This window comes from Aridibaculum aurantiacum (assembly GCF_017355875.1).
Lineage (GTDB): Bacteria > Bacteroidota > Bacteroidia > Chitinophagales > Chitinophagaceae > Segetibacter > Segetibacter aurantiacus.
In genome coordinates this window covers 68,593-95,217 of record NZ_JAFEWC010000003.1, presented here as the reverse complement: position 1 = coordinate 95,217, position 26,625 = coordinate 68,593, and the positions used below count along the sequence as shown (strand labels likewise).

Here is a 26,625-nt window from a genome sequence, read left to right as displayed (position 1 = left end):
ATGCACCCAAATCCCTTCTTTCATTCATTTTTTTGATTTATTCAACATACACAGATGAAAAGACTAAAACACCTACTTGTGCTTTTTTTAGTAGCTGCTACACTTCCGGCAATTGCCCAACGAGATAATGAAGATGATGAAAGGAGAGGCTTTGATAAGAACAGGCTTTTTGCCGGCGGAAGTATCAATGTAGGATTTGGCGCAGGTAGCTTTGCCGTAGGAGGTAATCCGCAGATCGGCTATAGCCTTACCCAATGGTTAGATGCAGGTATCACAACCAATATTATCTATAGCTCGCAGCGGTACAACTGGTATGGCTCGGAACTAAGGCAGCGTTCGTGGACATATGGTGGTGGACCTTTTGTAAAGATCTTCCCAATCAGTATGATCCACCTGCAGGCACAGTACGAGTACAACCGTATATCAGGAAATGTGGAGCAGATTTCTACAGGTTTCCGCGAAACTTTTGGAGTTGGTGCGCCTAGTTTATTGGTAGGTGCAGGTTATGGCCAAAGAGTGGTAGGTCAATCTTCTTTCTTTACTACCATACTTTTTGATGTTACTAAAAATGAACATTCACCTTATATAATGGTGGAAGGACAACGCAGGATCTCTCAGCCAATAATACGTGCAGGCTTTACAGTTTATTTTGGTAGAAGAGGTCGATAACTTCTTCTGCTGAATTCACAACTAAGATTCTGTCTGTCCAGTTTTCATACAAAAACGCGCTTTGCTGCATCTGATTAATATGCGCAATCAAGTGATCATAAAATCCTGCTGAATTAAGCAGGATTACTTTTTTCTCATGGATCTTAAGCGTATTCCATGTCAGCATTTCAAAAAGTTCATCAAGGGTACCAAAGCCGCCAGGTAAAATGATGGCTGCATCACACAAGTCATACATTATCTTTTTGCGGCTGTGCATATCCTGCACTATCTGAAGGTCTGTAATGCCTGTATGTTGGTGTTCCCATCCAATCAGTATCTCTGGAATGATACCCATTACTTTTCCTCCTTCACCCATTACTGCATCGGCCACTGCGCCCATCAGTCCCTTACTGCCACCGCCATATATCAGGGTGATATTGTTCTTCCCCATAAAAGCTCCTAGCTCCTGTGCATGTTGAACATAAACAGGGTTATTACCTTTTTGTGATCCGCAGAATACTGCAAGCGATGTGTATGGCATATGGTGACAGTTAAGGCGGCAATATTAGCTCATAATTTTTTACTACTTTTCACCGCTTTAGCAACCTAATGATTATATAATACCCCTATGTCGCCATACCTGTTGTTCTCCTTTGTTCTTGGATATTTTCTTTTACTACTAGTAGTAGCCTGGTATACCAGCCGCAACAGCAACAATGATAGTTTCTTCATTGGCAATAGAAGCAGCAACTGGATGCTGGTGGCATTCGGAATGATAGGCACCTCGCTTAGCGGGGTAACCTTTGTAAGTGTTCCCGGCACGGTTGGCTCGTCCGGTATGCAGTATTTCCAAGTGGTGATTGGTTATTTTTTAGGTTATATAGTTATAGCGTATGTGCTACTGCCGCTGTACTATAAAATGAACCTGACATCCATCTACAATTACCTGTCGCATAGGTTTGGGATCGTTAGTTATAAAACGGGTGCTGTTTATTTCCTGCTATCGCGTACACTGGGTGCTACTGCCCGTATGTACCTGGTGATAAACATTCTGCAGATATTCATTTTAGACTCAATGGATGTTCCCTTTTGGGCTACGGCACTGGTCATTCTTGTGCTCATCCTGTTATACACTTTTGAAGGTGGTGTAAAAACAATTGTTTACACCGATATGCTACAGACCTCGTGCATGCTCATTGGACTTATCGTCTGCATTTTTGCTGTTTTAAATATCATGGACCTCTCAGTTGGAGAAGCCATCAACCAGATGAGCATGAAAGGCATGACGGAGATCTTCAATACAGACTATAAATCACCGGGTTTTTTCCTGAAGCAGATTATTGGTGGTGCATTTATTACCATCGCAATGACTGGTCTTGACCAGGAGATGATGCAAAAGAATATCAGTGTTCGTACGCTTAAAGATTCGCAGAAGAACGTAATGACATTAAGTGTTGTATTGCTGTTTGTAAACCTGTTGTTCCTGTTAATGGGAGGCCTACTTTACCTGTATGCAGGCGCCAATGGACTAGCAGTAAAAGGTGATGATCTTTTCCCTGCCATTGCATTAGGCAATTACCTTTCTACCGGCATTGGTATCATTTTCATAATCGGGTTGATCTCTGCACTATTCCCTAGTGCAGATGGTGCTCTTACAGCACTTACTTCTTCCTTTTGTATAGACATACTTGGACTAAAAAGAAGAGAGGACCTTGACGAAGCCGCAAGAAAAAAGACCAGACTTACTGTACACCTTACATTCGCCATTATTTTCTTTTTGTGTGTAATGGGCTTTAAATGGGTAAATGATAAATCAATCATCGACGTCATTCTTAAAGTGGCCGGCTATACCTATGGACCACTGCTAGGTTTATTTGCTTTTGGTATCTTAACCCGAAGAACGATCAACGACCGGCTTTCATTGATCGTTTGCATAGCAGCTCCGCTCCTCGTTATTTCGCTTGACCTGCTGAATAATGCTGAGTGGTTCGCTGGCAAACTGCGCCTTGCAGAAACAACGGCTACAGCACTAAAAGATTTCTCGCACAGGTTGTTCTATGGTTTCCGCATTGGTATTGAGCTTCTGATCATCAATGGAATTTTAACCTTCATTGGGCTTTGGATGATCTCATCAAAGGCTGAGGCAGTGCCATTACCTGTGATGGACGAAGTAAAAGAACTGTAGAACCGTCTTTACATCCAATTTTTTCTAGCATAAAATCCTTTTCATGGAGTTAATAAATGCCCTGGCCGAGCAGTATGCAGAGTTGCATACAAGTGCATCGTCCGAAGTATTGCAACAAATACAGGATGACACCAACAAACTTCACCCGCATGCACATATGCTTAGTGGTCATGTACAGGGAAGGTTCCTTAGCTTCATCAGCAGCATCATCCAGCCTAAGTATGTGTTGGAGATAGGTACATTCACAGGTTACAGTGCTTTATGCCTGGCAGAAGGACTGCAACCTGGCGGGCAAGTACATACTGTTGAAATAAGAGAACAGGATGCAGCTATATCATTAAAAAATTTTATGACTGCCGAAAAGAATAATGAGGTAGTTTTACACCTAGGCGACGCACGGGATATCATTCCCTCATTGCCTTACCACTGGGACCTGGTATTTATAGATGCAGATAAAGTAAGCTATATTGAATACTATGAACTGGTAGTTCCACGTTTAACCAATAACGGCATCATCATAGCCGATAATGTGCTGTTTCACGGGCAGGTACTTGAAGAACCTGTAAAAGGAAAAAATGCGCTGGCTATCGATGCATTTAATAAACATGTAGCAAAAGACGACCGGGTAGTACAGGTGATGCTCACCTTACGCGACGGTTTGCTTTTAATAAAAAAGAAATAATGAAAAAATTCCTGAAGCTTGTCTCCACGCTGCTGGCCACTATTTTATTATTATTTCCAGCGATTGCCCAAAATGAAAAAGATCGTGTTGCTAACTACATTAACCAGTACAAAGACCTCGCCATTGCTGAGATGCTGCGTACCGGGATTCCCGCTTCTATAAAATTAGCCCAGGGAATTTTGGAAACTGGCGGCGGACAAAGTGAACTGGCGAATGTTGGCAACAACCATTTTGGCATTAAATGCAAAACCGAGTGGACCGGCGACCGCATGTTTCATGATGACGACGCAAAAGGTGAATGCTTCCGTAAATATGAATCTCCTGATCAATCTTATCGCGATCACTCTGATTTTCTGCGCAATAGAGCGCATTATGCTTTTCTTTTTAAACTGGATCCAACCGATTATGAGGGTTGGGCAAAGGGCTTAAAGAAAGCTGGCTATGCTACCAACCCAGCTTACCCGCAGCGTTTGATGAAGATTATTGTTGAGAACAACCTGCAGCATTTTACTTTGCTGGCGTTGCAAAAACAACAGCATAGAGAACAAGAATTATTTGCTACGAACAATACCCAGCCTGCAAGGCAACAGGAAGTAGTGGCACATACTCCACAAAAAAATAACGAGCGTCCAGCTACTGCCACACTAACTGTGGAACAGAAAGCAACCGTAGCATTATCGGCTGCAAAAAGTAGGTACAATTACAATGAACCTTTTACCATTAACGAAGTAAAAGTGCTGTATGCACAGGCTGGAACTTCACTACTGGCTTTAGCCAACAAGCATAATGTAACGCTGAAAAAGCTGCTTGAATTCAACGACCTCAAGGATGATGGTATTATGGTAGCCGACCAATTAGTTTACCTGAGCAAAAAAGCAAAACGCGGCAGCAAAGAAGTTCATATAGTAGAGGCTAATGAAACTTTATATGATATCGCCCAGAAAGAAGGCGTTCAACTACAGAGCCTTTTAGAATTCAACAGGCTGCAAAAAGGAATGGAACCTGCTGTAGGTGAAAAGATCTTCTTGAAAGCGCCATCTCCATCTACACCTAAACTTGCTTCAACAAGTTTTTCTACGAAGCAGGTTACAATGAAATAACAACTTAACTTGGCGGCAAATTTTGCGGCATGCCAGGCACCATAAAGGTTCACGATAAAGAGTTCGTTCCCTATATTTCACAAGAAGAGATTACTTATAAAGTAAAAGAACTTGCAGCGCAGTTAAATGCTGATTACGCAGGTAAGCGTCCTTTGTTCATATCAGTTCTCAACGGCTCTTTCATGTTCTCGGCGGACCTCTTTAAGTACCTGACCATTGATGCAGAAATCTGTTTTATCAAACTAGCTTCTTACAAAGGAACCAAAAGCACAGGTCATGTGATCACGGCTATTGGCCTTGACACTGATATTACAGGCCGCGACATCATCATCCTGGAAGACATCATTGATACAGGTAAAACCATCAACCAATTCCTTCCGCAGGTTCGCAATCAACAACCTTCCTCGCTAAAAGTAGCCGTGCTGCTACACAAGCCCGAAGCCACAGTATTTCCCATTGATATCGATTATGTCTGCTTTACAATTCCTAATAAGTTTGTATTAGGCTATGGCCTTGACTACGATGGCTTAGGCAGAAACCTGGGCCAGCTTTACCAATTGAAGCTAGATTAGTTAATATATAGGCGAATTCGTTGTATCTTATGGGCTGACGTATCAACCCAAAGATTGCTTTGCGAGTAATTGTAGTCTTATATCTTGCTTTACTACCAATCCACTCCTTTTCCCAATACTACTTGCGAGGGGAAGTAAAGGATCAGCAGGGGCAGCCACTAGTGGGTGTACGTATCACACTTGCCTCCACGGGTGAAGTTCCTTTTTTCTCTGGCAACCTTGGAACCTTCGGCATTCCTACCTCCAAGAAAATTGACACTATCTCTCTCACGCTTGAAGGTTTTGAAAAACTAGTTTCACCTGTCGTTACGCAAACCTATTCCTCTTTTGTAATGAAGATGCTGCCGCGGAAAATTAGCAGCAACAAAATGCAATTGGCATCTTATACCAAAAACCTTTTGACCAATGAAAAAGCTCTGCTTCCCGCTTCAGGTGAAAGTTATGCTGCCACTATAGAAAATCAGTTCCTGGATGTAAAGGAATATCCGGAAACTGGTTTTGCACTGCATGTAGACAGGGCTAGCTATAGCAACATTAGAAGGTTTATAAATAACAAAAGCAAACCTCCACCCTACGCAGTGCGCATAGAGGAAATGCTAAACTATTTCAACTTTAATACGAGCCAGGATGAAGAGCAAAAAGAAGTAATAGATGTAAAATCAACCATCATCTCATGTCCATGGCAGCCGGGCAACCAGTTATTGTTCTTAAATCTTCACGCAAAAAAGCTGGACCTGGACAGAACGCCTCCTTCTAACCTTGTTTTCCTGATTGATGTTTCCGGCAGTATGGACCACAACAAACGCCTGCCCCTGATAAAAAGTGGTTTCAAGTTGTTGGTCGAAAATCTACGTGCTATAGATACAGTTTCTATTATCACTTATGGTTCGCTTGTAGGTATCAATTTAGAACCTACCAGTGGCGCCGAAAAACAGAAAATCATTGATGCTATTGAAGGATTACAACCTGCAGGTTCTACACCCGGTGAAGCTGCTATACGGATAGCTTATAAAATAGCCGCCAGCAATTTCATTCCTCATGGAAACAACAGAGTTATCCTGGCTACTGATGGAGATTTTAATGTGGGCCAACAGTCGGAAAAAGAGTTGGAAGAGCTCATTGGTCAACAGAAGCAATCAGGCATTTACCTCACCTGCCTTGGTGTAGGCATGGGCAATTATAAAGACAGTAAGCTGGAGGCGCTGGCACGCAGGGGCAACGGAAACTTTGCTTATTTAGACACCGACAAAGAAGCCGAAAAGGTGCTGGTAGAAGAATTTGCGCAAACAGTTTATACTGTAGCTAACAATGTACAGGCAAATATTTGCTTCAACTCTTCAAGGGTTAAAAGTTATAGACTGATTGGTTTTGACAATAAACGAGATGCAGTAAAAGACAGCACCAGCCAGGTAGAAGGTGGCGACCTTGGCAGCGGGCATTCTTTGTTAGCAGTTTTTGAAATTGTACCGGAACAACCCCACCTTCCAAAAACAAAAGAACCTGCGGGTAATTTGCAGGTGTCGTACAAGCTGCCATCGTCAGCTGGTACCATCATCAAAGATTTTGCTTTAGATGGACAGGTAATTCCTTTTGAAAAATCAGACTCCTCTTTACGATTTGCAACTGCGGTTATCATGTTTGGCAGCTTGCTAAAACAATCTCCTTTTGCCAAGCCGATGGATTGGAACATGTTGGAGAACATTGTTAACAATGCTGCATCCAAAACAAACCTATTGCAACAGGAATTTGTGCAGTTGGTTGAACATTCCAAGAAGATGTATAAAAAGACGAAAAATAGAAGATCTTTCTTTCGCTCCTGATATAAAAAAGCATTTGTTACAGTGTATTGCTGTATGCGTGCAGCATGCGCATCTTTCAATTTAAGTAATTCAACCTGAACATCTATATCTCCTACCTTTGCCCCGCCAAACAAACACTACAACGTATGGATTACCGTATAGAAAAAGACACCATGGGCGAGGTGAAAGTACCGGCTCATGTTTATTGGGGAGCGCAAACTCAGCGCAGTATCGAGAACTTCCCAATCGCACAGGACATCAATAAAATGCCTAAGGAGATCATCAAAGCTTTTGCGTATTTAAAAAAAGCAGCGGCCATTACTAATATGGAAGCAGGTGTTTTACCTAAAGAAAAATCTGACCTGATAGGCCAGGTGTGCGACGAAATACTGGAAGGAAAACTGGACGATCAGTTTCCACTGGTGGTATGGCAAACAGGTAGCGGTACGCAAAGCAATATGAACGTGAATGAGGTGATTGCTTATCGCGGGCATGTTATAAAAGGTGGCCAGCTTTCTGATAAAGAAAAATTCCTTCATCCAAATGATGATGTAAATAAGTCGCAGTCTTCCAACGATACTTTTCCGACGGCTATGCATATTGCTGCTTACAAGATCCTGCAGGAAGTAACCATACCGGGAATAAAAAAACTACGTGATACTCTTGCTGCCAAAAGCGAGCAGTTCATGGACGTGGTGAAAATTGGTCGTACGCATTTTATGGATGCAACACCACTTACACTAGGCCAGGAGATCAGCGGTTATGTAAGCCAGTTGGACCATGGGCTGAAAGCTATCAACAATACGCTTGAACATCTTACTGAACTTGCTCTTGGTGGTACTGCGGTAGGTACAGGTATCAATACACCTAAAGGTTATTCTGAAAATGTAGCGCGTCATATTGCTGATCTTACAGGTCTTCCATTCATTACTGCTCATAATAAGTTCGAAGCACTGGCAGCACACGATGCCATTGTAGAAGCACATGGTGCACTGAAGACTGTAGCCGTTAGCCTGATGAAAATTGCTAATGATGTACGTATGCTTTCTTCAGGACCACGCAGTGGAATTGGTGAAATCTTCATTCCTGACAATGAACCAGGATCTTCTATCATGCCGGGTAAAGTAAATCCAACACAGAGTGAAGCATTGACTATGATTGCCGCACAGGTATTGGGTAATGATGTTGCCATCAACGTAGGTGGTTCTATGGGGCATTTTGAACTGAATGTTTTTAAGCCTGTGATGATCTACAACTTCCTGCATAGTGCACGCCTGATTGGCGATGGTTGTGTAAGCTTCAATGATAAATGTGCGGTTGGTATAGAAGCAATCGAAGCAAACATCAAAAAGCACGTTGACAATAGCCTGATGCTTGTTACTGCACTAAATACCAAGATCGGTTATTATAAAGCTGCTGAGATAGCACAAAAAGCGCATAAAGAAGGAACTACATTGAAAGAGATGGCTGTAAAACTTGGCTATGTTACTCCGGAAGAATTTGATGAAGTAGTAGTGCCGGGTAATATGGTAGGACGATAAGGAAGATGTATGATGTCTGATTTTGAGATGTCAGATTTCTGATTTAGTGATTTTGGGATTTATAGATTGGATCTAATAAAACAAAAGCTGCTCGTTGAGCGGCTTTTGTCTTTTTATACCGGAGGAGAATTTTTCATCATTCTGCATACCTAACTTTCCAATGTATTGTTCTCTTATGTATATTAGCAGCATGAAACAAAACAGCCAGTTATTCAAAGGTTCACTAACCACAATTGTGCTGAAGCTACTAAGCGAGCAGGATAGGATGTATGGCTACGAGATCACAAAGAAGGTAAAAGAACTTACCAACGGAGAAGTAAATATCACAGAAGGTGCTCTTTATCCTTCACTACATAAATTGGAAGCTGATGGATTACTGACTGTTTCAATAGAACATATTGGTAACCGGCCACGCAAGTACTACAGCCTGACCAAAGCAGGCAAAAAAGAAGTACAAAATAAACTGGCCGAGCTAAAGTCGTTCTTTCAACAAATGCAACTTGTATTAAATCTTCCCTTAACTACAAATTGATTTCACCATGCCACTAACTGATCAACAAATAGAGCATCTATTCGCCTTTACCAAGAAGAAATTGGTACATTACTACGATCTGCAGGTAGAACTGGTGGACCACCTGGCAAGCAGTATAGAAGATGAGATGGCGGCTGATCCAAAGCTTGCTTTTGAGCATGCGCTGCAAAAGGTGTACAACCGCTTTGGCATTTTTGGTTTTGCCAAAGTGGTACAGGAAAGAGAAAATGCTTTGTGCAAGAACAACCGCAGGATCTGGTTGGCAGCGGTAAAACAATTTTTTACTGTACCTAAAATCGCTTTTACGGCTTGCGTGTTCTTCGCCTGCGTTTTCCTGGGGCAGTTTATAGATCCTACATTCAAAGGGATAGTTGTGTCGGCTTTATGGATCGCTTTCAGTATTGTGGAAGGTCGATTTATGTACAAAGCGAGGAAGCAGGCAACAAAGACACTTCTGCTTACACAGTACACTACCGTATTCTCCATCTCTGGATTTATGTTTCCTTACTATGCCTTTGTTATAAATCCTATTATTAGCAACAACTATCTATTTGCTGCACTAATGGTTGGAGTGGTAGTGGTGGAGTTGGCTGTTATTCAAGTAAACCAACAGGTAAGAAAAAAGGCTATGCAACTGTATCCTGAAGCTTTCAAGAATCTGGTTCCAGCATCTTAGTTGGGTTAGTAAAACAGTCTCAGCTTTCTATTACAAATTCCTGTAGAGGCGGCTGCTTTACCTGGTTGAAATAACTACTGGAAAGAATTCGATCGAATATGTCAGCAAATGCCTGGCCTGCGAAGCATTTCTTTATGAAATAGGTGGCTCCCAGTTCATAAGCAATCTCAATGTTAGGAGGATAAACTTCCTTTGATAACATGATCACTGGAACCTGGTTGAAGCGCTTCATATCTCTTATCTCCCGCAAGGTTGATAAGCCATCTTTATACCTAAGGTTTACATCCAGGAAAATAGCATAGGGCTCTATGGCAGTCTGTAGCATATTCAAGAGACTGTAACCATCATCCAACCGCATTACCTCTATACCCGGCTGCTTACTTACCGCACGAAGAAAACCAACATATTCTTCATTATTATCCTCAGCCAATAAAACCAACCGTGTAGAATTATCCATAGACGTTTAAGGGTTAGCCAAGCCATTTTTTTGAAGGGGTAAAAGTATTGCCTCATAGCTTCTTAAACAATCGTACATCTACTATGGGCTATTACTACCAACATGTTATTTCACGCGGTTGGTTTCTGCTTTTGATGCTATACAATTAATACATGGTTAATGATGATGCTCCTAACTTTAGCACATGAAGATTACTTTTTTCTCTACCCAGCAATACGATAAAGAGTTTTTCATTGAGCACAACAAAAGCTACAACTACGAACTTGATTTTTTAGATGTACCGCTTAGTAAAAAGACTGCAGACCTTGTAGCTGATAGCCCTGTGATCTGTGTATTTGTAAATGATAAAGTAGATGCCGCTGTCATGGAAAAATTAGCTGCCCGCGGTGTAAAAACAATTGCTTTGCGCTGTGCAGGATTTAATAATGTAGATCTTGATTCTGCAAGGCAGCATGGCATTCGTGTTTGCCGTGTTCCTGCCTACTCCCCTGAAGCCGTAGCAGAACATGCAGTAGCAATGATATTGACACTAAACCGTAAAACGCATAAAGCATACAACAGGGTACGTGAGCAAAATTTTTCGTTGAACGGCTTACTCGGCTTTGATCTTCACGGTAAAACAGTAGGTGTAATAGGTACAGGACTAATAGGAAAATCCTTTTGCAGGATCATGCTGGGCTTTGGCTGCAGGGTATTGGCTTTCGATGTAATTGCGAACAAAGAACTGGAGCAAATGGGCGTAGAATATGTTCCGCTGGTTGATCTTCTGCCACATAGCGATATTGTTTCATTGCACTGCCCGCTTAACGAGCAGACCCACCACCTGATAAATTGCGATACTATAACCATGATGAAGAAAGGCAGTATGCTCATCAACACCAGCCGTGGAGGTTTAGTGGATACCTCTGCCATCATTGCTGCACTCAAATCAGGTCATCTATCGCAGGTTGGAATAGATGTGTACGAACAGGAAGAAAAACTATTTTTCCGCGATCTTTCAGGAGATATCATACAAGATGACCTAATAGGAAGATTGATGAGTTTCCAGAATGTACTGATAACTGCTCACCAGGGTTTTTTTACACGCGAAGCATTGCACCAGATAGCAGCCACAACTTTTGAAAACATTCATGCTTTACTGGTACAAGATGCGCCTACACAAAAAGGTGCTATACTGGTTTAGAATCCTGGTTAGCAAAAAAGAGTGGAGCGGCTGCTGTTTCAAGATTTAAAGAAGGATTATTCAATCAATTTTCTTTTAGCCAGCAGGCAGCGGTGAGGCTTTAATTAAAATCATAGGTCGAAAGATTTCTCTCAGCAAAAAAGATTTTCTTTGTTTCATGAAAAGACTAAAGTATCTATTGGTAATACTGGCGGGCATATTTGTAATTGCAGCTTGCCAGAAGGAACTAAGTGTAGAAAGTGGATTAACAGGTGGACTGGCAACTGGTACATTGAAAGATTCTCTTGGAGATTGTCAGCCTGTTAGCATCAACGGCAATTATGTTACAGACAGCACACTTAGAGCGGATAATTATGTATATGTACAGGTACAGGTAACGGCACCAGGTATCTATCGTATTACCACCGACCAACAAAATGGTTTCAACTTTAGAGATTCAGGTTATTTTCCTTCTGCAGGTTTACAAACAGTAAAATTGATGGCAATAGGCCGTCCTATTCTTCCTATCCCTACAAATTTCACCGTCAACTTTGGTACCAGCCAATGTAATTTTATTGTGAATGTAGTTGACTCATCTGGCGGAAGCGGAGGTGGAACTCCGGCTGCATTTACTTTCAATAATACAGCAGGCGTTTGTGCTAGTCCAAACATCCAGGGGACATACCAGGCAGGTACACCACTTACAGCTAATAATACCGTTACGCTTAGTGTAAATGTTACTACCCCCGGCACTTACAATCTTACCACTACCACTATGAATGGCATGACCTTCTCAGGAAGTGGAGTATTGGCTACTGCAGGTCCTGCAACCATTGTGTTAAGAGGAACAGGAACACCAACTGCGGCAGGTACTACAGCTTTTGCTGTTACTACAGCTTCAGCAGGTTGTGGCTTCTCTATCAATGTCACTTCTGGTAATACACAAAATGCTACTTATACACTCGCAGGTGCCGGTGGTCCATGTACAGCTGCTACTGTTAATGGTACTTATACAGCAGGCACACCTTTGAATGCTACCAATTCTATCACTGTACAAGTGAATGTTACCGCACCGGGAGCTTATAACATGAGCACCGTATCAGCAAGCGGTATCAGCTTCTCAGGATCAGGAAACTTTGCAACCACTGGTCAGCACAATGTAACATTAGCAGGATCAGGAACACCAACCAGCGCGGGAACTGCTACCATAGGTGTAGCTGCCGGCACGTCAGCTTGTTCTGTACAAGTAACCATCAATCCAGGTTCTGGTACAGGTGGTGGAGCTACAGCGGCGGACTCTGCATGGAGGTTTAGCCAGGGCGCCAGGTTCTTCCATGGACCAATGGATACCGCTTACATCGAAACATTCCAGGGCTTTACTTTCTTAAGACTGGAAGGATATACTTTCGCAACTAACGACTCTACTTTCCTGGCAGGAATTCTACTTCCTGGAGGAACAATAACACCTGGTAACTATAGCACTTCCAATGGAAGCATCTTTGCTTTTCTTGATGCTAACTTCGATGAAATATATGAGGCGAATGCAGGCACACCGGGAGCAGCCATCAACTTTACTATCAGTAGCTACAACACTACCACTAGAGTAGTTACCGGCAGTTTCACCGGTAATGCATTCAATGCTGCCGGCTCAGTTGTTCCTATTACAGGCGGCACTTTTAGAGCCGTAGTAGGTCAATAAGAGAAAGGATCAATGATATTGAAAGGGTCGCCAAATGGGTGACCTTTTTCTTTTTAAACATTAATATGAAGGACGTAAAGAAGATAATCGAGCAAAAATAGGAAGCAAAAGGTTGCCGCTTCAATAAGCCGGATTATCAGTAAAAGAAATGAAAAGAATTAGCTCTAGACTGAAGAGCAAGACACCGAAGAAGTGAAGTTTGAGATTTAGCAAAGTTCAAAAGCTATTGATAGGATGATGTAGATCAAATATTCTTCCCTTACATCTACCAGCTATTAGCTTCCATCTACCAACTAACAACTCACACCTAACAACTTTCTTAAAGTACCTGCACATTATCATCCACCGGCGCATTGGTTTCTACAGTGCTCTCTTGCTTTTTCTCTTCTTGCTTGAAGAATTTATTCTGGAAGATCAGGATGATGATGACACCAACTGAAATAGCAGCATCAGCTACATTAAAAACAGGTCGAAAGAATTCAAATTCTTCTCCGCCCCAAAAAGGCACCCACGAAGGAAAATGCGCATTGGTAATTATGGGGAAGTACAACATATCTACCACCTTACCATGTAAAAAATTGGCGTAACCGCCACCTGCAGGAAAGAGAGTAGCCACATTCTGAACATATGGATCACTTGCGCTGAAGATCATACCATAGAACAAACTATCAATAAGGTTTCCTAAGGCACCTGCGAAAATGAGTGCAGCACAATAGACAAAGCCGGGGTGATATTTCTTTTTAATAAAATCACGGATAATAAAAACACCTGCAATAACAGCTACAAGCCTGAAAAGTGTAAGCGCCACTTTCCCCCAATCACCACCCCATTTCCAGCCCCAGGCCATTCCTTCATTTTCAACAAAATGAATGCGGAACCAGTTCATGCCCATTACCTTGATCTCCTGGCCTATGTAGAAATTTGTCTTGATATAAAACTTAGAAACCTGGTCGATAAGCAAAACCAATATTACCAGTAGGATGATATTCCGCGACTTCACCAATTGAAAATTATTTAGCGGTCAAAGATAGGGAAACAGCATACATAGCTGAATCAATTATACAGTCTGTAACATCTAAACAAAACGGCAGGGAAAAGGGAAATGCGCTTCCCCTCTCTCCTGCCGCTTATGTTTTGCAATTTTATTTTACAGCCTCACCTGCTCCCTTTCAACTAGCAACAGCCACCGCCATCATAGAAGTAGTTACTTTCAGAAATGAAGATATCATTGCGACCAAATGCAGCAAGAGCGCCGGCAGTTTTATCGCACACCGCCAATGGTTGATTAGGAAGCAGCACATGCCCCTTCTCATCATCAAAGCATTCATCTTTACCAAAGTAAATAGCTGTCTTACCTGTGAATACACAAGGACCATCTGCCGGCATCGGATCTTTAATAGCACACACCTCCACACTTTCAATGTAGATCAACTCATCTGTTGCATAATTAGCCGGATCAAGAATACGATAAGGTCGTTTTGCTCTTATTTCCACTGTACCAAAGCCTACATCGGTGATCATTTTGATGTATTCCTTTAGTGGCAAAGAACCACTTAAGCAAAGAGCCCTCAGGCGCTCATCTTCGCGTAGCACTTCCGGCATTTCCTGCTCGCATGTAGGATCTGAAAGTACCAGCCTGCCCCGAGGCTTTAGCACCCTGTACATCTCCTGAAGTGCCTTCTTCAGGTCATCGTGCTTAAAGATGTTAAACAGGCAGTTTTGTGCAGCTACATCAATGGAATTGTCTTCTATAGGCAAATGAAGCGCATCACCTTTTACCAGGTTTACAAACTCGCTCCGGAACCATGGATTTACCTTTTCCGCTTCTACAAAATTCTGCCTGCTTGCTTCCAGCATTTCATCTACCACGTCTACACCTGTTACACCACCTAGTTGCCTGCTGAAATATGCAAACTGCAGCAACTCCATTCCGCCACCAACGCCTACATACAATATGCGCGGGTTGTTTACAAGATCACGAGGATTAACCGTACTGCCGCATCCATAGTTCATCTCAAGCATCCGTTTAGGAATGCTTAGCCCCGGCAATTGCCAGATTGGTGTAGTGGTGCAGCAAAGGCCAACGTTAGGATTTTCGGCTGCGTCCTTGTATACATTTCTTGTCGTTTCTAAATAAGCCTGTTCCATAGTTATAGCTGTATGTTTTTAAATATAAAGTAAAAGCAGCTGCTAAGCAGTGCTGCCAGTGGCAGTGTAAGCACCCATGACAAAAGGATCTTCATCATTTCATTGGGATTGGCTGTATGGTTGATAACGCCTACGCCAAAAATACTTCCTACCGATACATGCGTAGTTGATACAGGCATACCAAATACTGAAGCTGTTATCACAAGGAAACCCGTAACCATGTTTGCTGTAAATCCCTGGCCGTGGTTGAAACGGGAGATCTTTTTACTCATGGTTTGTGCCACTCTTCTTGCATTCAATAAACCACCAGTTACCATAACGCATGCTAATAAACCAATGTAAACCGGGATGTTGAATAGCTGCGTGATCAGCAGTAGCGAAACGAACTTTGGCGTATCATTTAAACCACGTGCAAATGATACAATGCCTGCACTTATATAATGTAAATTATTCAGTAAGGGCTGAAAGCTGATGCCAAGGAAACGGCCATTGTACTGCATCAAGCATTCATCATTAGTAGCTACTGTAGCTTGCAAAATAGGCAAAGATTGGAAATGGCTGCCACTTGTTATAGCCGCAACTGGTATCCATTTTTTACCAATACAAATGCAGCTTTCTTCTTGTATACCTGCAGCCTTACGTGCTTTATGAAATAGACTATATAAAGAGCCGCTTGCTAATACGGCTATCAGCGGGCTTAGCAACAAAGGCAATAAAAAAGTAGTTCCTAAAGTAGAAAATTTAACTGCCGTACCAACGGCTACCACACCGGCACCTATCAAACCACCTACCAGGCTATGTGTAGTCGAAATAGGAAATCCAAATCGCGTGGCTAATAAAACTGTAGTCCCAGCACCCAATGCCACTGATAAGGCAAATGGAACAGATTGGATAAAATGATCCGGAACCAAACCTTTTCCAGAAAAATTTTTAATAAGTGTAGCTGCAAAAAAATAAGAGCAGATAGATCCTGCGAAAGTGGCTACAGTAGCAAGTACCAATGCTGATCTATAAGATAAAGTACCACTACCCCATAAAGTTGCCACCCCTTTAAAGTTATCATTTGCCCCATTGAAGTAGGTGAGGAACAATACAGCCAACAAGAGAAAGATCACTATCATCATTGGCTGCCTCCTGTACTTTTGAGTGGAATAATATCATTAATGCGGTTGGCTTCCGTTGCTTTAACTAAAGCAGAGGCTAATGGCGATATAGTAGTAAGATGAAGCAATCAAAACATTCAACAATCAATATACGATTTAGTTGAAGGTTTAGTTTATTAGCGAAGAAACAAACCAATTCAAGACAGAAAAGCGGTACAAATGCAGAAGATTGAAGTAGTGAAAGATTACTCTTCGTAGTACACACGCTTTACGCGCAGGCTTATATTGGTCATGATTTCGTAAGGAATGGTTTCGCACCATTTAGCCAGTTGCTCCACCGGCAGGTTGGGACCAAATATTTCAACTGCGTCACCTTCCTTTACATCTTCTATATCTGACACATCTATCATCGTCATGTCCATGCACACATTGCCAACTACAGGGGCTGTTGCTCCTTTCAGGAAAACTTTGCCATTGCCATTGCCGAGCTTTCTTCTAAAGCCATCGGCATAACCAATCCGTATAGTGGCAATAGTGGCATCTTTCTGAAGCATCCCTTTCCTGCTATAACCTACACTTTCACCAGCCTTCACTTTTCGTATCTGAGAAATGGTAGTTCGTAAGGTAGCCACCGGTTGCAGCTGCAATACATTGCTTGCCGATGTATCTATACCGTAAAGGCCAATGCCTAACCGCACCATGTCGTACTGCATGTTGGGGTGCCTGAATATAGCTGCCGAGTTGGATATATGTGTGATAAAAGGATAGTCAATCACCTGCTTAAGGCGCTGTACAAAACCATTAAATGTTTTACCCTGGTATTGTGTAAAGGCATCGTGCTCCTGCTCCTCGCTTCCCACCAGGTGAGAGAAAACCGACTTCACCACAAGAGTCTTATGAGCCTGCAGGTACGCTAGCAATTCTTCTACATCTTCATGTTCGAAGCCAAGCCGATGCATGCCTGTATCTAGTTTGATGTGAATGCCCACCTGCTCTACACCTTGCTTTTCTACATAACTGCAGAATGAATTTAGCAGGTCAAGCGAATACATTTCTGGTTCAAGGTTGTACTGTAGCAGCACTGGAAAAGTAACATCTTCAGGGTTCATTACCATCACCGGCATGTGAATGCCTGCTTTACGTAATTCCACACCTTCATCAGCATAGGCTACAGCCAAATAATCTACTTTATGATATTGCAACACGCTGGCCACTTCTGCACTGCCACTTCCATAGCTAAATGCTTTTACCATAGCCATTACTTTGGTAGTTGGCTTCAGGTATTGGTGAAACTGCTTCAGGTTGTTCACCATGGCAGAAAGGTTTACTTCCATTACCGTTTGGTGAACCTGCTGCTCGAATAAGCTGCCGATTTGCTCAAACTCAAAAACCCTTGCACCTTTCACTAGTATTACTTCATCTCTAAAGGTAATGAGCGGGAGCTGCTGCTTGAACTCTTCAACTGAGCGAAAAAAATGTCTATCAGGCAAACCGGAAAACAAGCTTTCGAAAGAACATAGATCGTTTCCTATACCAACGAACTTGTCAATTTTGTAACGGAGTAATGCGGCTGCCACTTTAGAATATTGTTTTACCGCATGACCTGATTCTCCAAGATCAGATAAGATGACGGTAGCTTTTTGTTTGCCTGCTTGCTGTTGTAAAAAATCAAGAGCGATATTCAGGCTGCTGATATCGTTGCTGTAACTATCGTTAATGATAGAGCAATTGTTGATGCCACGCTTCATTTGTAGCCGCATCTCTACCGGCTGCAGCAGTTGCATGCGCCTGCTGATGACTTCATTTGGTACGCCCATCAGCAACAGTATACACCAGCAGGAAATAGCATTCTCTATAGATGCATTATCAGAAAAAGGAATGGTGATAGAAACCTCAGCATTTTTATATTCAGCTACCAATAATGACTGGTTGCCTTTTTTCTCTACCGATAGCAATCGCAGATCTTTCCCTTTATATCCCCAGGTAAAAACATTTGCCTCCTGGTGTTCATGCAGGTAATTCTCAATCAACGCATCTCCATTGTTGCAGGCTATCATTTTGGCCCCGGCAAATAATTGAAACTTCTCCTGTAGCTTCTCTTGCTTACTGGCAAAATTTGCCCCGTGCGCTTCACCAATATTGGTTAGTACGCCAATGGTAGGTTTAATAATATTCTCCAGCACTGACATCTCACCCGGCATCGATATACCTGCTTCAAAAATAGCAAGCGTGTGTTGCTCGTTTAGCTGCCACACACTTAGCGGCACACCCACCTGCGAGTTGAAGCTCTTAGGACTGCGTACAATATTCTGATCAGCGTATAACAATTGGTACAACCACTCCTTTACTATGGTTTTGCCGTTACTGCCGGTAATGCCTATAACAGGCAGGTTGAAATGCCGCCTGTGCCATGCCACCAGTTGTTGCAGTGCCACTAAAGGATCGTCTACATAAACAAAATTTGCAAGAGGAAACGGTGATGGATCAAATTCATTTTTTACTACAAAATTTCTTACACCTGCAGCATACAACTCGCTTACAAAATCGCTTCCATTTCTGCGGCTGGTTTCTATTCCAAAAAATAATGTAGCTGCTGCCATTACCAGCCGCCTGCTGTCGGTAAGCAGGTGCTCTATAGCAGTGCCCGGTTCAGCAAGAACTGAACGGGCATTCAATACCTCGGCAATGGTAGAAATAGGATACATGATGGCAGCAAACAATTATAAAGTTCCGTCGTCCACTTCTTTAGGCGTACCCTTCCGTTTTACTTGCATTGAGTAAAGGATAGAACCTAACAAGCAAACCAGTATAACAGCTAACGAGATGTAGATAGATATATGGATATCGAAGAATTCGATCAGCATTTTTACACCTATAAAAACAAGCACAATGGCAATACCCTGCTGAAGGAAGTCGAACTTATTTACTGCTCCTCTTAATAAAAAGAACAGGCTGCGCAAACCAAGAACTGCAAAGATGTTGGATGAATAGATCACCAGTTTATCATCGGCAGAAAAAGGAACATTGGCTTTTTCGCGTACCAGCGACACAACTGTTGGTATACTATCCAACGCAAAAACAATATCGATTGCAGCCAGCATGACCACCACCAAAGAAAGGGTGGTAAAGAAGATCTTCCCCTTGCTCTTAATTACATAGCGGCCATTCGGCTCTACGTTGGTTATCCTAAAGATCTTTCCTGCCCATCTATAGATGAGCGACTTTGACGGATCGAATTCTTCTTCATCTTTTTTGAAGAACAGCTTGGCACCTGTATACAACAGGAAGAAGCCAAACACGTATAACAACCAGTGGAAGCGTTCTATCAGTTCTATTCCCAGGTAAATGAATACCACCCTGAAAATGATTGCCAGTATGATCCCAACAAATAAGGCACGTGCAGCATCTGCTTCTTTTACTTTGAAGAATGTAAAAATGAGAATGAACACAAAGATGTTATCAATGCTCAGGCTCTTCTCCATGAGATAGGCCGTCAGGAATTTCATTCCTACAATTCCTCCCAGCTCGTACCACACGAAGCCGCAGAATGCAAGAGAAATAGCCACCCAGAATATTGATTGGTAAAATGCTTTTCGTAAGGTGATGGTGGTATTGGCCTTGGTAAGAAAAGCAAGATCGAGGATCATTGACAGAGCCAATACGATCCCGAATATGAGGTACGTGATTTCGTTATCAGTCATTGAAAAAAATTGAGTGCAAATGTATGCTTAGGACAAGGATTACTTCAAAATAAATACCGTCCTCTTAGTTAGCATATTGCTTTTTACGCAGGGCCTGGTAGATCCATCCGAAAAGTAGTACCAGGAGTATGGGCAACAGCAGGTTTATAAGCTGCCATTTTGTTTTTTCATTCTGAACCCGCTGCTTATCCAGCAGTCGCAGGGTTACATCTTTTGATCGTGTTTCCAGTATGCCGCTCTTGCTAACCATGTAATCCACCGTGTTCATCAGGAATTCTTTATTGGCAAAAGCATAATTTTCGTACTGCTGCGTTCCCATTGGCAGCGCACCTTCACTTTGGGTTACTACATTGGTCACAATATCAGCATCACTCACTACCACCTGTTTTGACTCTTTTACGCCGGATGCAGCAAATGGCACATCTGTATAAGTTCGCAGGCTATCACGCAAGGCAGTGGTAAGTCGATTGGCATAGAGTGAAGAGAACTTTCCTTCTAACAGCACGGCCACCGGCACATAGCTACGGTTGAAGGTTCTTATGTCATCTTCTGTTTTTACTGATTGTAAAGTGACTATAGCCGGTGTACTTAAACTACGGCTTAATGTATCGGTACTTAGTAAAATTGTTTTCTTGATACCGGGAGCTTGTACTGTATCAATGGAAGAAGGAAAAATGCTCAATACATCGTCCAGGTTTTTAGAAATAGGATGTGTACCTGTAGAAGTGAGTAAAGGGTAATAAGGAAAAGGTACACGTGAAAATTGTGGTTGTCCATCTGCACGCTGCCCCACTACCATTGGAAGCTTAGCACATTTCAGGTCTTGCAATAAATCTCCATTGATACGAACACCATACTTAAACAACTGGTCGTCTATGTTCAGGTTTTTATCAAAAGCAACAAAGTCAGCTTGTGACCTGTATAAACTGTCCAGTTCTGCATACAATTTATCAATGAACCAGATGACGTTGCCACCCTGCATCACGTACTGATCAATCTTTAGCTTTTCTACATCCGTGAAAGCATTAGCCGGCTTCACTACAAGTAAAGCATTTATCTTCTGCGGGTCTAAGTGGCCGATCTGGAGGTCGAGGACGCCAAGGTTATAGTTATTTCTGAGTACATCAAACAGGTCGCGCACAGTAGGGTTAAGTGGCTGTCCATTACCAGCTGCATATGCTATTACTGGCACTTCAGTACGGGTAAGTTTGTCTATGGCATCGGCCAGTTTAAATTCAAGCAGTGCCTCGCTATAATTTAAACTTGTTTCTTCATCCATCCCGCTCTTGCCACTCATCAGGTCTATGCCAATGCGCCTGTCTTTGTAGCTTACTATAGCTCCCGGAAAAATCAATCGTTCAGAAGTCTCTTCACCTTCTTTGGCCGTAACCTGGTTGGTGAAAGGCCGAACGCCCATCTGCACCAGGCTATCATAAATCTCCATGCGTAGGCTATCTGGTAAGCCTTCACCCGGCCGGAAGAAGCGGTATTGAACGTTTGCTCCACCATATTCTTTGAACTCGCTCAGCAGCTCATCAGTAGCATTACTAAGCTTTCTAAACCCAGAACTAAGTTCCCCGGTAAGAAATACATCCACCTGCACATCGTCATCCAGGTTACGTAGCAGGTTGATGGTAGAAGGGCTTAGTGAAAAACGTTTTTCCTTAGTAAGATCTAACCTGAACCTACCAAGCGAAGCCACATACACTACTACCAGCAGTATGAGCGTAAGCCAAAGCCACCAAAATTTATTCTTTAATATTTTATCGATCACTGTCCCTTGTATTAATAATGATGCTCACTCTGATTGTTTATCTCCTTACCAGGTTCCGCTGTGTTACCAGCAGGAAAAGGAAGATAACAGCAAAAAAATAAATGATATCGCGGGTGTCTATCACTCCCCTGCTGATACTGCGGTAATGAAAATCTATTCCCAACATTTCTATGTAATAATCAGCTCCTGCATTAAACAGCGAAAGGTTGCTGATAGCATTAAAACCACTGTAGAGGAAGAAGCAGATAAAGGCCGAAACAATAAAAGCAACAACTGTATTGTTTGTAAAACTGCTTGCACAAATACCTACTGCTGTATACACTGCACCAAGCATAAGTAAACCAATATAACTACCGGTAGTAGCTCCTACATCTATACCACCCCGTGCACTTAGTTGCTGAATACTTACGGCATAAACTACGGTTGGAAGCAATGCAATAGCCACTACTAACAAACATCCCAGGTATTTACCCCACACTATATTAGCAGGACTTACAGGAAGCGTTTTTAGTAACTCAAAAGTGCCGCTTTTATATTCATCTGCTATGCTTCGCATGGTAATGGTTGGAACCAGGAAAAGCATTACAAAAGGTGCAAGTGAAAAAAAGTTCTCCAGGGAAGCATAACCAAAATCGAGAATGCTGGATGCAGGAAAAACAAACAGGAACAAACCCATTAACAACAGAAAAACCACGATAGCTATATAACCTGTAAGACTGCTAAAAAATTGCCGCCATTCCTTTTTGCAAATCATCCACATAAGCTCAAAACTACTGCGATTGAAAATAATCTATTCAAGATTTTCAGTTAAATAAAGAATATGTAAATTGTACACAAACTAAATGCTATATGAAAAAAATCTTTACACTCTTTGTGGCCTCTATGGCTATTCAATTTTCTTATGCTGGTACTCCTACTTTGGATGGAGTTATTTCACCAAGCGAAGGCTGGGGTTCGCCAATAGCGGTGGGCAACAATATACCAGGATGGGCCGGCGCCAATGCGAAAGCTTTGTATGTAACAGCTGATGCAAACTATGTATACTTCGGCGCAGAAGTTTCTGCACAAACCTGGATGTCGTGGGCCTTTATAGTTAATACAAAAGCTGGTGGCGCCACGAACGACTCATGGGCAAGGCAGGTAACCTATAATCATACAAACAAACCTGACTTTGCTTTTCGTGGTCACTTTGGTGATTATGCCCAATACAATGTATGGGACGGTGCGGCGTGGGGCGGTTATGATGGTGTTGCCAATACAGAATTTGCAGAAAACATTACCACAACAAATGAAAATGGATTCATTGAATTACGTGTGCCATTATCACTGATACAACACGCTAGTCCAGGTGATGTACAATTTTATATTACCGGCGACAACAATAGTCATGGAAGTTTTGATGCTGTTCCTAATGACAATAATTCTACTGACTGGAGCGCACCTGGAAATGCAACTACATTATCTAATTATGCCACTAATGTAACGCTTCCTGTTACCTTATTAGACCTTAAAGCAACTAAACTTACTTCATCTGTTTTGGTGCAGTGGTCGGTAGCCAATCAACATGGCATTGAAGGTTACGACCTCCAGCATTCTACTGATGGAAGATCATTTAGCACAGTGGCTACCACAACAGCCGGAGGAAGTAACAACGTTTCTTCACTTTCTGCCACTCATAACGCTCCTGCTAATGGTGCTAACTACTACAGGCTTTTGATAAAGGAAAGAATGAGCAGCCGGGTAAGTAAAGTGGTTGCAGTAAATTTTGGTTCAAGAGGGAAAGATTTTGTAGCTACTGCACAACCTGGCGCTACCTCTATTGCTATTCAGCTGAATAATATAGCGAAAGGTGAGTATCGTCTTTCAGTTTTAAAGAATAATGGACAGCAGGTTCACAACCAGGTTATCCGCCACGATGGCCAAAACCAATCTATGGTAGTAGAATTAAAATCTACAATTTCAACAGGTTTATACAGAGTGGTATTACACAATGCTACGCAAAACCTTGTAAGCACACTACTATTACAATAATTGATAAAAATGAATATGTGAGGCAGAAGCAGCAGGTGGCAGACCATTGATGTCTAACATCTGTCTGACAACAACTACGGTTATTTTGAACCGTTGCTCCGGTCAAAACTAAGCTGTTAATCAAATCCCTGCAATTGCAGGGATTTGTGCTTTATGGAAAATGCTTGCTACTGCATCTCCGTCTAAAACCATTGTTATGAAAGTAAAATCATTTGTAGCACTAGCTACAGTGTTTGGCATTTTTGCATGTACTACTGCTGGTGCCCAAACCGAAAAAAGAGAAAAGAAACAGAAATCTACTACGGAGCAACGTACGCCTCCACCTCCACCGCCGGCTCCGCAAGCTCCACCGCCTCCACCAGCACCGCCAACAGTGAAAGAGGCTAAACTACCTCCGCCTCCACCTCCGGCACCTAAAGTTGAAAAGCTACCTCCACCTCCACCAAAGGTTAAGAAAGAAGATTAATAAAAACAGAAACGCCTTTGTACATACTATACAAAGACGTTTCATACCTTAATCTATAAAAAAATTATACTGCAAAACTCTCGCCACAACCACAACTGCGGCTAGCATTCGGATTGCTGAAGTAAAATCCTTTACCATTCAATCCATCAGAGAAATCTAAGGTGGTATTTACCAGATAAAGAAAACTTTTCAGATCAGTAACCACTTTTACCCCATTGTCTTCAAACTCCTGGTCCATTGGCTTCTTTTCGTTGTCGAAATCCAGTTTATAGCTTAATCCACTACAACCTCCACCAACTACTGATACTCTTAAAAAGAAATCACCAGTTTTTATATCTGCCTCTTCTTTCAATCTTTCAACCTTAGCGGCAGCCTTATCACTTACATAAATCATATCGCCTGTTTTAGCATTAAGATGTGCCACCAGCTTTTGAAACTTATTCGAGCTGGCAGCTCTTACTACTAGTGAACTACACTTTCTTCAAATTTGATCTGCTCCAGGCCATTCTTTGCCCTATAATCGTTGATTGCAGCCTTGATGGCATCTTCAGCTAATACCGAACAGTGGATTTTAACCGGAGGCAGGTTCAGTTCTTCTACTATTTCCATATTGTCAATAGTCAAAGCCTGGTCAACAGTTTTACCTTTTAACCATTCTGTTGCAAGAGAAGAAGAAGCAATAGCCGAACCACAACCAAAAGTTTTGAACTTAGCATCAGAGATCACACCTGTTGCTTCGTCTACTTCTATTTGGAGACGCATTACGTCACCACATTCAGGAGCACCTACCAAACCGGTACCTACATTCTTCTTTCCTTTATCCAGTGTACCTACGTTCTTCGGGTTTTGGTAATGATCAATTAGTTTTTCTGAGTAAGCCATAATATTATTATTTAGATCGTTTTTTAAAATGTTGACTACAAAATTACAACTGTTTAACCCTTTGGTCGTGTTATTGTTTTACGAACCTAAGAATTAGCAGTTCCTTAAAATTAGTGGTGTGCCCACTCAATTGAATTCAGGTCGATACCTTCTTTGTACATCTCCCAAAGTGGGCTCATTTCGCGCAGCTTCAGAACGGTATTAGAAACCTGTTCAATTGTATAATCGATCTGCTCTTCAGTGGTGAAACGTCCTAAGCCGAAACGAAGTGAACTATGCGCAAGGTCATCTCCCAAACCAAGAGCCTTCAGTACATAACTAGGCTCCAAAGAAGCTGATGTACATGCTGAACCTGAACTAAGAGCAATATTCTTATTAAAGCCCATCAATAAACCTTCACCCTCTACGTGTTTGAAAGAGATATTGGTAACATGTGGCAGCCTATGTTCACGGTTTCCATTTACATACGCTTCTTCTATTTTAAGTAATTCTGTTTCCAGTTTGTCGCGTAAAGCACCTAATCTTTTTGCATCCTGGTCCATTTCCAGGCGGGCAAGCTCAGCAGCTTTACCAAAACCTACAATGCCAGGAACGTTCAATGTACCACTACGCATACCTCTTTCGTGGCCGCCGCCATCCATTTGGGCAGTAACTTTTACACGAGGATTTTTACGACGCACATATAAAGCACCTATACCCTTAGGACCGTACATTTTATGACCGGTGAAAGCCATAAGGTCAATGCCGTCTTTATTTACATCAACAGGTATTTTACCAACAGCCTGAACTGCATCGCTAAATACAAGAACGCCATGTTTTTTTGCTATTGCGCTTATTTCACGCATAGGCTGCACAACGCCAATTTCGTTATTAGCATACATAATGGAAATAAGGATCGTGTTCGGCTTAATGGCTGCTTCCAGTTCTTGCAGATCAATCAGGCCATCTTCCTTCACATTCAGGTAAGTAACCTCACCACCTAGTTTTTCTACGTGTTTACAGGTATCCAATACTGCTTTATGCTCAGTATTAGCTGTGATGATGTGGTTGCCTTTGCTGGCGTACATCTCAAAAACACCTTTGATAGCCAGGTTGTCGGCTTCTGTTGCTCCACTGGTGAAGATGATCTCTTTAGGATCAGCACCTATCAATTTGGCAACTTGTTCACGCGCATAATCAACAGCTTCTTCAGCTGCCCAACCAAAAGGATGGTTTCTGCTGGCAGCATTACCAAAGCTTTCAGTGAAATATGGAATCATTGCTTCTACTACACGAGGATCACATGGTGTAGTGGCATTATTATCAAGATAAACGGGTAATTTCAACATAAGAACCAATATTTTAACTACTACTTGTATTTACACAAAAGTAAACCAATAGCACCTATAATTTTGTGCCATTAAAGCTGCCTTTGCTGTTTTTCCTGATTTCGTAACATGAGGCAGTATTTACTCATCCTTCTTAACT

At 42.1% G+C, this 26,625-nt stretch carries 25 protein-coding genes; 13 read left to right on the top strand and 12 right to left on the bottom strand.

Annotation, left to right across the window (positions count from 1 at the left end; all coding sequences use genetic code 11):
- The first annotated feature begins 54 nt into the window (after positions 1–54).
- Positions 55–669 (top strand): hypothetical protein, encoded by a 615-nt coding sequence (locus tag J4N22_RS14265; RefSeq protein WP_207495644.1) that lies wholly within the window; start codon positions 55–57, stop codon positions 667–669.
- Here J4N22_RS14265 and J4N22_RS14260 read toward each other — a convergent pair.
- A complete protein-coding gene (locus J4N22_RS14260) occupies positions 638–1,189 on the bottom strand; it encodes an LOG family protein (RefSeq protein WP_207495642.1) in 552 nt (183 codons plus the stop codon). The genes J4N22_RS14265 and J4N22_RS14260 overlap by 32 nt on opposite strands.
- A gap of 87 nt (positions 1,190–1,276) precedes the next feature.
- Here J4N22_RS14260 and J4N22_RS14255 point away from each other — a divergent pair, with 87 nt between their 5' ends.
- The 8 genes from J4N22_RS14255 (at position 1,277) to J4N22_RS14220 (ending at position 9,735) form a co-directional block, all read left to right on the top strand.
- Complete coding sequence (locus tag J4N22_RS14255; protein WP_207495640.1) at positions 1,277–2,833, top strand: sodium:solute symporter; 1,557 nt, start codon at positions 1,277–1,279, stop codon at positions 2,831–2,833.
- Positions 2,834–2,876: 43 nt separating this feature from the next.
- The gene (locus J4N22_RS14250; RefSeq protein ID WP_207495638.1) at positions 2,877–3,515 is read left to right on the top strand and encodes an O-methyltransferase; all 639 of its coding nucleotides are present in this window, start codon (positions 2,877–2,879) and stop codon (positions 3,513–3,515) included.
- Positions 3,515–4,615, top strand: coding sequence for a glucosaminidase domain-containing protein (locus tag J4N22_RS14245; RefSeq protein WP_207495637.1), 1,101 nt, complete (start codon positions 3,515–3,517; stop codon positions 4,613–4,615). Before J4N22_RS14250 ends, J4N22_RS14245 begins: the two co-directional genes overlap by 1 nt.
- 29 nt (positions 4,616–4,644) lie before the next feature.
- Complete coding sequence (gene hpt / locus J4N22_RS14240; RefSeq protein ID WP_207495636.1) at positions 4,645–5,187, top strand: hypoxanthine phosphoribosyltransferase; 543 nt, start codon at positions 4,645–4,647, stop codon at positions 5,185–5,187.
- Positions 5,188–5,309: 122 nt separating this feature from the next.
- On the top strand, positions 5,310–7,007 hold the full coding sequence (locus J4N22_RS14235) for a vWA domain-containing protein (protein ID WP_207495635.1): 1,698 nt from the start codon (positions 5,310–5,312) through the stop codon (positions 7,005–7,007).
- Positions 7,008–7,132: 125 nt separating this feature from the next.
- Positions 7,133–8,527: a class II fumarate hydratase gene (gene fumC, locus J4N22_RS14230; protein ID WP_207495634.1), complete on the top strand. Its 1,395-nt coding sequence runs from the start codon at positions 7,133–7,135 to the stop codon at positions 8,525–8,527.
- Positions 8,528–8,717: 190 nt separating this feature from the next.
- Positions 8,718–9,059 (top strand): PadR family transcriptional regulator, encoded by a 342-nt coding sequence (locus J4N22_RS14225; protein ID WP_242692239.1) that lies wholly within the window; start codon positions 8,718–8,720, stop codon positions 9,057–9,059.
- A 7-nt stretch (positions 9,060–9,066) separates the two neighbouring features.
- Positions 9,067–9,735, top strand: a complete 669-nt coding sequence (locus J4N22_RS14220; protein ID WP_207495632.1) for a hypothetical protein — start codon at positions 9,067–9,069, stop codon at positions 9,733–9,735.
- 19 nt (positions 9,736–9,754) lie between these two features.
- Here J4N22_RS14220 and J4N22_RS14215 read toward each other — a convergent pair whose 3' ends face one another.
- On the bottom strand, positions 9,755–10,192 hold the full coding sequence (locus J4N22_RS14215; RefSeq protein WP_207495631.1) for a response regulator: 438 nt from the start codon (positions 10,190–10,192) through the stop codon (positions 9,755–9,757).
- Between the two features lie 184 nt (positions 10,193–10,376).
- Here J4N22_RS14215 and J4N22_RS14210 point away from each other — a divergent pair, with 184 nt between their 5' ends.
- Complete coding sequence (locus tag J4N22_RS14210; RefSeq protein WP_207495629.1) at positions 10,377–11,375, top strand: 2-hydroxyacid dehydrogenase; 999 nt, start codon at positions 10,377–10,379, stop codon at positions 11,373–11,375.
- 157 nt (positions 11,376–11,532) lie between these two features.
- Positions 11,533–13,053: a hypothetical protein gene (locus J4N22_RS14205; RefSeq protein ID WP_207495628.1), complete on the top strand. Its 1,521-nt coding sequence runs from the start codon at positions 11,533–11,535 to the stop codon at positions 13,051–13,053.
- Positions 13,054–13,372: 319 nt separating this feature from the next.
- Here the strand turns inward: J4N22_RS14205 and J4N22_RS14200 are convergent, their stop codons facing one another.
- The 7 genes from J4N22_RS14200 to gldF all read right to left on the bottom strand — a co-directional run bounded on the left by J4N22_RS14200 (position 13,373) and on the right by gldF (position 22,539).
- Positions 13,373–14,053, bottom strand: a complete 681-nt coding sequence (locus J4N22_RS14200; RefSeq protein WP_207495626.1) for a lipoprotein signal peptidase — start codon at positions 14,051–14,053, stop codon at positions 13,373–13,375.
- A 173-nt stretch (positions 14,054–14,226) separates the two neighbouring features.
- The gene (gene arsM / locus J4N22_RS14195) at positions 14,227–15,201 is read right to left on the bottom strand and encodes an arsenosugar biosynthesis arsenite methyltransferase ArsM (RefSeq protein WP_207495625.1); all 975 of its coding nucleotides are present in this window, start codon (positions 15,199–15,201) and stop codon (positions 14,227–14,229) included.
- A 2-nt stretch (positions 15,202–15,203) separates the two neighbouring features.
- On the bottom strand, positions 15,204–16,325 hold the full coding sequence (locus tag J4N22_RS14190) for an inorganic phosphate transporter (protein ID WP_207495624.1): 1,122 nt from the start codon (positions 16,323–16,325) through the stop codon (positions 15,204–15,206).
- A 224-nt stretch (positions 16,326–16,549) separates the two neighbouring features.
- A complete protein-coding gene (locus J4N22_RS14185) occupies positions 16,550–19,009 on the bottom strand; it encodes a bifunctional UDP-N-acetylmuramoyl-tripeptide:D-alanyl-D-alanine ligase/alanine racemase (protein WP_207495623.1) in 2,460 nt (819 codons plus the stop codon).
- Between the two features lie 15 nt (positions 19,010–19,024).
- Positions 19,025–20,005 (bottom strand): TerC/Alx family metal homeostasis membrane protein, encoded by a 981-nt coding sequence (locus J4N22_RS14180; protein ID WP_207495622.1) that lies wholly within the window; start codon positions 20,003–20,005, stop codon positions 19,025–19,027.
- A 64-nt stretch (positions 20,006–20,069) separates the two neighbouring features.
- Positions 20,070–21,779, bottom strand: coding sequence for a gliding motility-associated ABC transporter substrate-binding protein GldG (gene gldG, locus J4N22_RS14175; protein WP_342450936.1), 1,710 nt, complete (start codon positions 21,777–21,779; stop codon positions 20,070–20,072).
- Between the two features lie 37 nt (positions 21,780–21,816).
- On the bottom strand, positions 21,817–22,539 hold the full coding sequence (gene gldF, locus J4N22_RS14170) for a gliding motility-associated ABC transporter permease subunit GldF (RefSeq protein ID WP_207495618.1): 723 nt from the start codon (positions 22,537–22,539) through the stop codon (positions 21,817–21,819).
- 89 nt (positions 22,540–22,628) lie between these two features.
- On the opposite strand from gldF, the gene J4N22_RS14165 reads away from it, so the two are divergent.
- Positions 22,629–23,810 carry a hypothetical protein gene (locus J4N22_RS14165; protein WP_207495617.1) on the top strand — a complete coding sequence of 394 codons (1,182 nt, stop codon included), beginning with the start codon at positions 22,629–22,631 and terminating at the stop codon, positions 23,808–23,810.
- Positions 23,811–24,006: 196 nt separating this feature from the next.
- A complete protein-coding gene (locus tag J4N22_RS14160; RefSeq protein ID WP_207495616.1) occupies positions 24,007–24,276 on the top strand; it encodes a hypothetical protein in 270 nt (89 codons plus the stop codon).
- Positions 24,277–24,340: 64 nt separating this feature from the next.
- Here the strand turns inward: J4N22_RS14160 and J4N22_RS14155 are convergent, their stop codons facing one another.
- The 3 genes from J4N22_RS14155 to J4N22_RS14145 form a co-directional block, all read right to left on the bottom strand.
- Positions 24,341–24,670, bottom strand: coding sequence for a HesB/IscA family protein (locus J4N22_RS14155; protein ID WP_207495614.1), 330 nt, complete (start codon positions 24,668–24,670; stop codon positions 24,341–24,343).
- Positions 24,671–24,738: 68 nt separating this feature from the next.
- On the bottom strand, positions 24,739–25,158 hold the full coding sequence (gene iscU / locus J4N22_RS14150) for a Fe-S cluster assembly scaffold IscU (RefSeq protein WP_207495613.1): 420 nt from the start codon (positions 25,156–25,158) through the stop codon (positions 24,739–24,741).
- A 110-nt stretch (positions 25,159–25,268) separates the two neighbouring features.
- Positions 25,269–26,486: an IscS subfamily cysteine desulfurase gene (locus J4N22_RS14145; protein ID WP_280923985.1), complete on the bottom strand. Its 1,218-nt coding sequence runs from the start codon at positions 26,484–26,486 to the stop codon at positions 25,269–25,271.
- Positions 26,487–26,625 lie beyond the last annotated feature (139 nt).

What these genes read in the sequence shown, in the direction of transcription:
- J4N22_RS14265 (WP_207495644.1), top strand. Translation starts at nt 55, where the DNA reads ATGAAAAGACTAAAACACCTACTTGTGCTTTTTTTAGTAGCTGCTACA.
- J4N22_RS14260 (WP_207495642.1), bottom strand. Translation starts at nt 1,189, where the DNA reads ATGCCATACACATCGCTTGCAGTATTCTGCGGATCACAAAAAGGTAAT.
- J4N22_RS14255 (WP_207495640.1), top strand. Translation starts at nt 1,277, where the DNA reads ATGTCGCCATACCTGTTGTTCTCCTTTGTTCTTGGATATTTTCTTTTA.
- J4N22_RS14250 (WP_207495638.1), top strand. Translation starts at nt 2,877, where the DNA reads ATGGAGTTAATAAATGCCCTGGCCGAGCAGTATGCAGAGTTGCATACA.
- J4N22_RS14245 (WP_207495637.1), top strand. Translation starts at nt 3,515, where the DNA reads ATGAAAAAATTCCTGAAGCTTGTCTCCACGCTGCTGGCCACTATTTTA.
- hpt (WP_207495636.1), top strand. Translation starts at nt 4,645, where the DNA reads ATGCCAGGCACCATAAAGGTTCACGATAAAGAGTTCGTTCCCTATATT.
- fumC (WP_207495634.1), top strand. Translation starts at nt 7,133, where the DNA reads ATGGATTACCGTATAGAAAAAGACACCATGGGCGAGGTGAAAGTACCG.
- J4N22_RS14225 (WP_242692239.1), top strand. Translation starts at nt 8,718, where the DNA reads ATGAAACAAAACAGCCAGTTATTCAAAGGTTCACTAACCACAATTGTG.
- J4N22_RS14220 (WP_207495632.1), top strand. Translation starts at nt 9,067, where the DNA reads ATGCCACTAACTGATCAACAAATAGAGCATCTATTCGCCTTTACCAAG.
- J4N22_RS14215 (WP_207495631.1), bottom strand. Translation starts at nt 10,192, where the DNA reads ATGGATAATTCTACACGGTTGGTTTTATTGGCTGAGGATAATAATGAA.
- J4N22_RS14210 (WP_207495629.1), top strand. Translation starts at nt 10,377, where the DNA reads ATGAAGATTACTTTTTTCTCTACCCAGCAATACGATAAAGAGTTTTTC.
- J4N22_RS14205 (WP_207495628.1), top strand. Translation starts at nt 11,533, where the DNA reads ATGAAAAGACTAAAGTATCTATTGGTAATACTGGCGGGCATATTTGTA.
- arsM (WP_207495625.1), bottom strand. Translation starts at nt 15,201, where the DNA reads ATGGAACAGGCTTATTTAGAAACGACAAGAAATGTATACAAGGACGCA.
- J4N22_RS14190 (WP_207495624.1), bottom strand. Translation starts at nt 16,325, where the DNA reads ATGATGATAGTGATCTTTCTCTTGTTGGCTGTATTGTTCCTCACCTAC.
- J4N22_RS14185 (WP_207495623.1), bottom strand. Translation starts at nt 19,009, where the DNA reads ATGTATCCTATTTCTACCATTGCCGAGGTATTGAATGCCCGTTCAGTT.
- J4N22_RS14180 (WP_207495622.1), bottom strand. Translation starts at nt 20,005, where the DNA reads ATGACTGATAACGAAATCACGTACCTCATATTCGGGATCGTATTGGCT.
- gldF (WP_207495618.1), bottom strand. Translation starts at nt 22,539, where the DNA reads ATGTGGATGATTTGCAAAAAGGAATGGCGGCAATTTTTTAGCAGTCTT.
- J4N22_RS14165 (WP_207495617.1), top strand. Translation starts at nt 22,629, where the DNA reads ATGAAAAAAATCTTTACACTCTTTGTGGCCTCTATGGCTATTCAATTT.
- J4N22_RS14160 (WP_207495616.1), top strand. Translation starts at nt 24,007, where the DNA reads ATGAAAGTAAAATCATTTGTAGCACTAGCTACAGTGTTTGGCATTTTT.
- J4N22_RS14155 (WP_207495614.1), bottom strand. Translation starts at nt 24,670, where the DNA reads ATGATTTATGTAAGTGATAAGGCTGCCGCTAAGGTTGAAAGATTGAAA.
- iscU (WP_207495613.1), bottom strand. Translation starts at nt 25,158, where the DNA reads ATGGCTTACTCAGAAAAACTAATTGATCATTACCAAAACCCGAAGAAC.
- J4N22_RS14145 (WP_280923985.1), bottom strand. Translation starts at nt 26,486, where the DNA reads ATGTTGAAATTACCCGTTTATCTTGATAATAATGCCACTACACCATGT.